This is a genomic window from Pseudomonas sp. XP1, from assembly GCF_053557675.1.
Genome location: NZ_JBNRIJ010000019.1, coordinates 68479 through 75296 on the forward strand (window position 1 = coordinate 68479; position 6818 = coordinate 75296).

Annotated in this window: 7 protein-coding genes; 4 read left to right on the plus strand and 3 right to left on the minus strand. The window is 64.6% G+C overall.

Annotated elements, in window-relative coordinates; genetic code table 11:
• Positions 1-867, minus strand: an 867-nt coding sequence (locus ACK1U9_RS17210; protein WP_449110056.1) for a LysR family transcriptional regulator, incomplete at its 3' end; no start/stop codon positions are given.
• Between the two features lie 128 nt (positions 868-995).
• Here ACK1U9_RS17210 and ACK1U9_RS17215 point away from each other — a divergent pair.
• From ACK1U9_RS17215 to ACK1U9_RS17230, 4 genes are read left to right on the plus strand one after another with little or no spacing between them, the layout of a single operon-like run.
• Entirely contained in the window at positions 996-2282 is a 1287-nt protein-coding gene (locus ACK1U9_RS17215) for an MFS transporter (protein WP_013973753.1), read from the plus strand.
• Between the two features lie 9 nt (positions 2283-2291).
• Positions 2292-3071 (plus strand): 5-oxoprolinase subunit PxpA, encoded by a 780-nt coding sequence (locus ACK1U9_RS17220; RefSeq protein ID WP_449110057.1) that lies wholly within the window; start codon positions 2292-2294, stop codon positions 3069-3071.
• Entirely contained in the window at positions 3068-3754 is a 687-nt protein-coding gene (gene pxpB, locus ACK1U9_RS17225; protein WP_046616458.1) for a 5-oxoprolinase subunit PxpB, read from the plus strand. The genes ACK1U9_RS17220 and pxpB overlap by 4 nt, the downstream gene beginning before the upstream one ends.
• A complete protein-coding gene (locus tag ACK1U9_RS17230) occupies positions 3751-4668 on the plus strand; it encodes a 5-oxoprolinase subunit C family protein (protein WP_135001729.1) in 918 nt (305 codons plus the stop codon). The genes pxpB and ACK1U9_RS17230 overlap by 4 nt, the downstream gene beginning before the upstream one ends.
• A 52-nt stretch (positions 4669-4720) precedes the next feature.
• On the opposite strand, the gene ACK1U9_RS17235 is transcribed toward ACK1U9_RS17230, so the two are convergent.
• Entirely contained in the window at positions 4721-5899 is a 1179-nt protein-coding gene (locus tag ACK1U9_RS17235; RefSeq protein ID WP_196174355.1) for a vWA domain-containing protein, read from the minus strand.
• Between the two features lie 13 nt (positions 5900-5912).
• Positions 5913-6758: an AAA family ATPase gene (locus ACK1U9_RS17240; protein ID WP_013973748.1), complete on the minus strand. Its 846-nt coding sequence runs from the start codon at positions 6756-6758 to the stop codon at positions 5913-5915.
• Between the last annotated feature and the right edge of the window lie 60 nt (positions 6759-6818).

The window sequence follows — 6818 nt, forward strand, 5'->3', positions numbered from 1 at the left end:
CTCCAGCACCTGCCGGCATACCCCGACCACTTCATCCACCAACGCCACCCCGGTCTGCCAGGCCACCACCAACTCCAGGCTCGGCGGCGGTTGCAGCCCCTGCAGCAACACCAGCTCACCCCGGCTCAACTCGGCATCCACCAGCGCCGGCGGCAACGCCCCAATGCCAAACCCGTCGCGCAACAGCCGGGTAATCGCCGCCACCGAGTTCACGCAGTTCAGCCGCGGCGTTTCGGCCCCGGCACTCAACAGCAGGCTCAGCACTTCCTGGTGCGGCCGCGAGTTCTTCGAGAAGGTGATGATGCGTTCCCGCCCAAGCTCGGCCAGCGAAGCGTAGTCGCGGTGCTGGTGCGAGCCGGCGGCCACCACCCAACCCATCGGGTAGCGCGCCAGGTCCAGGCTGCGGATCGACTGCTCGCGCAGCAGGTCGGTCTGCAAGATCACGTCGAGAAAGCCCTTCTGCAATTGCTCCCGAAGGTTCAGTGCAGTGTCGGCCACCAGTTCGATCTCCACCTGCGGGTACCGCTCGGTCAGCTCCGCCACCAGTGCGCTCATCCAGGTGTGGATCACCGTGTCCATCACCCCGATACGGATGCGTCCGACCTTGGCCCGGTCGCTGTCCAGCGACTGTTTCATGGCCTTGGCGGTTTCCAGCATGCGCTCGGCATATTCCAATACCTTGCCGCCTTCCGGGGTCAGGCTGACGCCGCGTGAATCGCGCAGCAGCAGCTTCACGCCCAGGTCGGCCTCCAGCGCGGCAATGCGGCTGGACACCGAGGCCTGGGTGGTGAACAGCTTTTCCGCGGTCAGGCGGAAACTCTTTAGCCGGGCGACCCAGACGAAGGTTTCGAGGAAGCGAAGGTTCATGATCAGTTTTTCTTGTTCCAGACCGGCGGTTTTTCTCGTTGGACGCAAACGGCGCGGCCTCTGAACAATGGCAGCCAGGCCGCGACTCATTGTCGCCCATAAAACAATACCAACAAGCCGAGGCAAGCATGAACCCCACCGGCGTGCAGCAGCAGGTCAGCTCCCCATCTTCGTCCGGGCCCTTCGCCTGGTATCGCGACATCGACTCACAGCAGCGCCGGACGTTCTGGAGCTGCAAGATCGGCTACGGCCTGGACGGCATGGACACGCAGATGCTCAGCTTCGTCATTCCGACGCTGATCATGCTGTGGGGCATCACCACCACCGAAGCCGGGTTGATCCACACCAGCACCTTGATCGCCTCGGCCGTGGGTGGCTGGGTGGCCGGCATTCTCTCCGACCGCATTGGCCGCGTGCGCACCCTGCAACTGACGGTGTTGTGGTTTGCCTTCTTCACCTTCCTCTGCGGGTTCGCCCAGAACTACGAACAGCTGCTGATCGCCCGTACCCTGATGGGCTTCGGCTTTGGCGGTGAGTGGACCGCCGGCGCGGTCCTGATCGGCGAGGTGATCCGCGCCCAGGACCGTGGCAAGGCGGTGGGCATGGTGCAGTCCGGCTGGGCCCTTGGCTGGGGCCTTACCGCCATCCTCTATGCGCTGTTGTTCTCCTGGCTTCCGGCAGAGCAGGCCTGGCGCGCGCTGTTCCTGCTGGGCCTGGTACCGGCGATCTTCGTGATCTTCGTCCGCCGCCTGGTCAAGGACCCCGAGGTATACCGCGAGGCCAAGGCGGTGGAAAACGCCGAGGCGCCTGCGCAGTTCTATGAAATCTTCGCCCCGGGCATGCTCTGGACCACCGTGCGTGCGTCCCTGCTGACCACTGGCGCACTGGGCGGCTACTACGCCATTACTTCGTGGCTGCCGACCTTCCTCAAGAACGAGCGCGGCCTGAGCGTGCTGGGTACCGGTGGCTACCTGGCCATGGTGATCGTCGGCTCCTACGTCGGCTATGTGGTCAGTGCGTACCTGTCCGACCTGCTGGGGCGCAAGAAGAACTTCATCCTGTTCGCCGTGGGCTCGTTCGTCATCGTGCTGCTGTACACGCAAATGCAGGTCAGTGACGGCGTGATGCTGTGGCTGGGCTTCCCGCTGGGCTTCTTCGCCTCGGGCATCTTCAGCGGCATGGGCGCGTTCCTCACCGAACTGTTCCCCACGCGTATCCGCGGTTCGGGGCAGGGCTTCTGCTACAACATCGGCAAGGTCATCGCGGCACTGTTCCCGCTGCTGATCGGCGTGCTCGGCCAGAAGGTGCCGCTGGGCCTGGGTATCGGCGTGTTCTCTGCCGTGTCCTATGGGGTGGTGATCGTGGCGGCACTGAGCCTGCCGGAAACCCGCGGCAAACAGCTGCAGGCGCGTTAAGGTAGGCATATGAACAACGACAACGGAGGCCGTGCGGTGGAACGCCTGCTACTCAATTGCGACATGGGCGAGAGTTTCGGCAGCTGGCGCATGGGCCTGGATGCCGAAGTCATGCCCTACATCGATTGCGCCAACATCGCCTGCGGCTACCACGCCGGCGACCCCGGCATCATGCGCCGTACCGTGGCCCTGGCGCTGGAGCACGGCGTGACCATCGGTGCGCACCCGGCCTACCCTGACCTGGTCGGCTTCGGCCGCCGTTCCATGGCCTGCAGCCCGGAGGAAATCCGCGACCTGTTGCACTATCAGATCGGTGCGCTGGAAGGCATCTGCAAAGTGTTGGGCGGCCGCGTGGCCTACGTGAAACCCCATGGCGCGCTGTACAACGACATGATGGCCGACCCGCTCAAGCTGCGTACCGTACTGGAGGCTGTGGCGGCCTATGGCGGCGGCCTGCCGTTGATGCTGATGGCCACCGCCGACAACCGCGCCGCCCAGACCCTGGGCGATGAAATCGGCGTGCCGCTGTGGTTCGAAGCATTCGCCGACCGCGCCTACACCGCCAGCGGGCACCTGGTGTCGCGGCGCCTGCCCGGTGCGGTGCACCACGACCCGGCGCTGGTGGTGGAGCAGGCCGTGCGCCTGGCTCGTGGCGACACGCTGGTGGCGGACGATGGCAGTGCACTGACGCTTGCAGCCAGCACCCTGTGCGTGCACGGCGACAATGACAGTTCGGTAGCGGCGGTGCGGCAGATTCGCCAGGCCCTCGATGCCCTGGAGTCGCGATGAAGCCGCGTATTGAAGTTGTGGCCATCGACAGCCTGATGGTGCGCCTGTTCGATTCCATCGACGAGGGCAACATGCCGTGGATGCTTGCCGCCAGCCAGCGCCTGCACGCGGCGTTCGGCGAGCACTTGCTGGACCTGGTGCCGTCCTACACCACGCTGATGGTGCAGTTCGACCTGCCACCGGGTGAGGCGAGGGCATTGATCATCCGTGCGCTGGAGAGCTTGCAGCCAGACACGGGCAGCGGTGGCCGCCGCCATGAGATCCCGGTGTGGTACGACGCCAGCGTCGGCCCGGAGCTGCCGGTGTTGGCGGCCCGCAGTGGCTTGAGTGAAGCAGAGGTGATCCGCTTGCACAGCGAGCGCGAGTACCCGGTGTTCGCGCTGGGTTTTGCCCCCGGTTTCGGCTTCATGGGGCTGGTGGACGAACGCCTGGCCAGCCCGCGCCTGAGCACCCCGCGCAAGCGCGTGGCGGCCGGCAGTGTCGGTATTGCCGAGCGCCAGACGGCGGCCTATCCGGCGGTATCGCCGGGTGGCTGGAACCTGATCGGGCGTACCCCGGTGCGCCTGTTCGACCGTGAACGCGAGGGCTACAGCCTGTTGCAACCCGGTGACCGGGTGCGCTTCGTGCCGGTTTCGCGCAGCGAGTTCGTGGCGTTGGGCGGTGATGTGGAGGCGCAGGCATGAAGCAGTTGAAGATCGAGGCCAGTACACCGCTGTGCCAGTTGCAGGATGCCGGGCGCTTTGGCGTACGCCACTTGGGCGTGACCCAGGGCGGGGCGCTGGACTGGGTGGCGATGCACTGGGCCAACTGGCTGCTGGGCAACCCGTTGGCGGCACCGGTGGTGGAGGTGGCGCTGGGCGGTTTCTGTGTGGTCGCTGAACAGGATTGTGTGCTGGCCCTGGCCGGTGCCGACCTTGATGCGCGGGTCGATGACCAGCCGCTGGCGCCCTGGCGCAGCTTTGCCTTGGCCAAGGGGCAGCGGTTGAGCCTGAAACAGCCGAAGCAGGGCGTGCGGGCGTATCTGGCAGCACCTGGCGGTTTTCTGGGCGAGGATGTGCTGGGCAGTCGTGCCACGGTCGTGCGCGAAGAACTGGGCGGTATCGATGGCCACGGCTCTGCGCTCGGCAAAGGCCAGGCGCTGGCATTTTCAGGCACGTCGGCGAACCTGCGTGAGGTACCGGAAGCGCTGCGGCCACAGTACGCACAAAAGCCTGTGCTTGACCTGGTGATGGGCGCACAGATCGGTGACTTCAGCGGTACCAGCCTGTTCGAGGCGTTCAACCGTGAGTGGACGCTGGACAGTCGGGCCGACCGCATGGGCATCCGCCTGCTGGGGCCGCAGCTGGTCTACCAGGGCGCGCCGATGATTTCCGAGGGGATTCCGCTGGGGGCGGTGCAGGTGCCGCCGGATGGGCAGCCGATCGTGTTGCTCAATGACCGGCAGACCATTGGCGGCTATCCGCGGCTGGGGGCGTTGACGCCGTTGGCGCTGGCGCAACTGGCGCAGTGCATGCCGGGGGCTGTGGTGCGGTTCCGGGCGGTGGTACAGGATGAGGCGTGGCGGGAGCAGCAGGTATACCTGGACCGTTGGCGTTGAGGCTGGCGGCCTCTTCGCGGGTTCACCCGCGAAAGGGCCGGCACTGGCAACATCACTTGGACAGGTAACGCATCCCTTCCTCCAACCCCTGCAAGGTCAGCGGGTACATCTTGTCCTCGATCAAGTCCCGCACCAGATGGGTCGATGCGGTGTAGTCCCAGGCCTGCTTCGGGTACGGGTTGATCCAGATGATCTTCCTGAATTTCTCCTTGAAACGCTGCATCCACACATAGCCGGCCTCTTCGTTCCAGTGCTCCACGCTGCCCCCCGGCTGGGTAATCTCGTAGGGCGCCATGGCCGCATCGCCGACGAACACAACCTTGTAGTCATCGCCGTACTTGTGCAGCAGGTCGAAGGTGGAATAGCGCTCCGAGGTGCGGCGCAGGTTGTTCTTCCAGACCGACTCGTACACGAAGTTGTGGAAGTAGTAGTACTCCAGGTGTTTGAACTCGGTCTTGCACGCCGAAAACAGCTCTTCGCAGACCTTGACGTGGGCGTCCATCGACCCACCGATGTCGAACAGCAACAGCAGCTTCACCGTATTGCGCCGCTCGGGGCGCATCTGGATGTTCAGCAGCCCGGCATCCCGCGCGGTGTGGTCGATGGTGCCATCGATGTCCAGCTCTTCGGCGGCGCCTTCACGGGCGAACTTGCGCAACCGGCGCAAAGCCAGCTTGATGTTGCGGGTGCCCAGCTCCACCTGGTCGTCCAGGTTCTTGTATTCGCGCTGGTCCCATACCTTCACCGCCTTGCCCTGGCGTTTGCCGGCCTCGCCCACGCGGATGCCCTCGGGGTTGAAGCCGCCCGAGCCGAACGGGCTGGTGCCGCCAGTGCCGATCCACTTGTTGCCGCCGGCGTGACGCTCCTTCTGCTCTTCGAGGCGCTTCTTGAACTCCTCGATCAGCTTGTCCAGGCCACCCAGCGACTGGATCTGCGCGCGCTCCTCATCGGTCAGCGAGCGCTCGAACTCCTTGCGCAGCCAGTCTTCGGGGATTAATGCCTCGATATGCCGGTCGAGGTTTTCCAGGCCCTTGAAGTAAGCGGCGAAGGCGCGGTCGAACTTGTCGAAATGGCGCTCGTCCTTCACCAGGATGGCGCGGGCGAGGTAGTAGAACTCGTCCATGTCGGCGAACACCACGCGCTTTTGCAGGGCCTGGTGCAGGTCGAGCAGTTCGCGTACCGACACCGGCACCTTGGCCGCGCGCATTTCATTGAACAGGTTGAGCAGCATGGCCCGGCTCCTGTCAGCGGTTGCCGCGCCGGCTCATGAAGGCCAGGCGCTCGAGCAGTTGTACGTCCTGCTCGTTCTTCACCAGCGCGCCGGCCAGCGGTGGAATGGCCTTGGTCGGGTCGCGTTCGCGCAGCACCGCTTCACCGATGTTGTCTGCCATCAGCAGCTTGAGCCAATCGACCAGTTCGGAGGTGGACGGCTTTTTCTTCAGGCCTGGTACCTTGCGCACGTCGAAGAACACGTCCAACGCCTCGCTGACCAGCGACTGGCTGATGTTCGGGTAGTGCACGTCGACGATCTGCTGCAGGGTAGTGCGGTCGGGGAAGGCGATGTAGTGGAAGAAGCAGCGGCGCAGGAAGGCGTCCGGCAGCTCCTTTTCGTTGTTGGAGGTGATGATGATGATCGGGCGCTGTCTGGCCTTGATGGTCTCGTCGATTTCGTAGACGTAGAACTCCATCTTGTCGAGTTCCTGCAGCAGGTCGTTGGGGAACTCGATGTCGGCCTTGTCGATTTCGTCGATCAGCAGGATGACCCGTTCCTCGGCCTCGAAGGCCTCCCACAGCTTGCCCTTCTTCAGGTAGTTGCGCACATCATGGACCTTGTCCACGCCCAGCTGCGAGTCACGCAGGCGGCTGACCGCGTCGTACTCGTAGAGGCCCTGGTGGGCCTTGGTGGTGGACTTGATGTGCCAGGTGATCAGGCGTGCACCGAACGAAGCTGCCAGCTGCTCTGCGAGCATGGTCTTGCCGGTGCCGGGTTCGCCCTTGACCAGCAAGGGGCGTTCGAGGGTGATGGCCGCGTTTACCGCCAGTTTCAGGTCGTCTGTGGCGACGTAGTCGCGGGTGCCTTCGAACTTCATGGGTCTGTCCTCTGCTGGAAGCCTGCACCGGCCCTTTCGCGGGTAAAACCCCACCCCCAA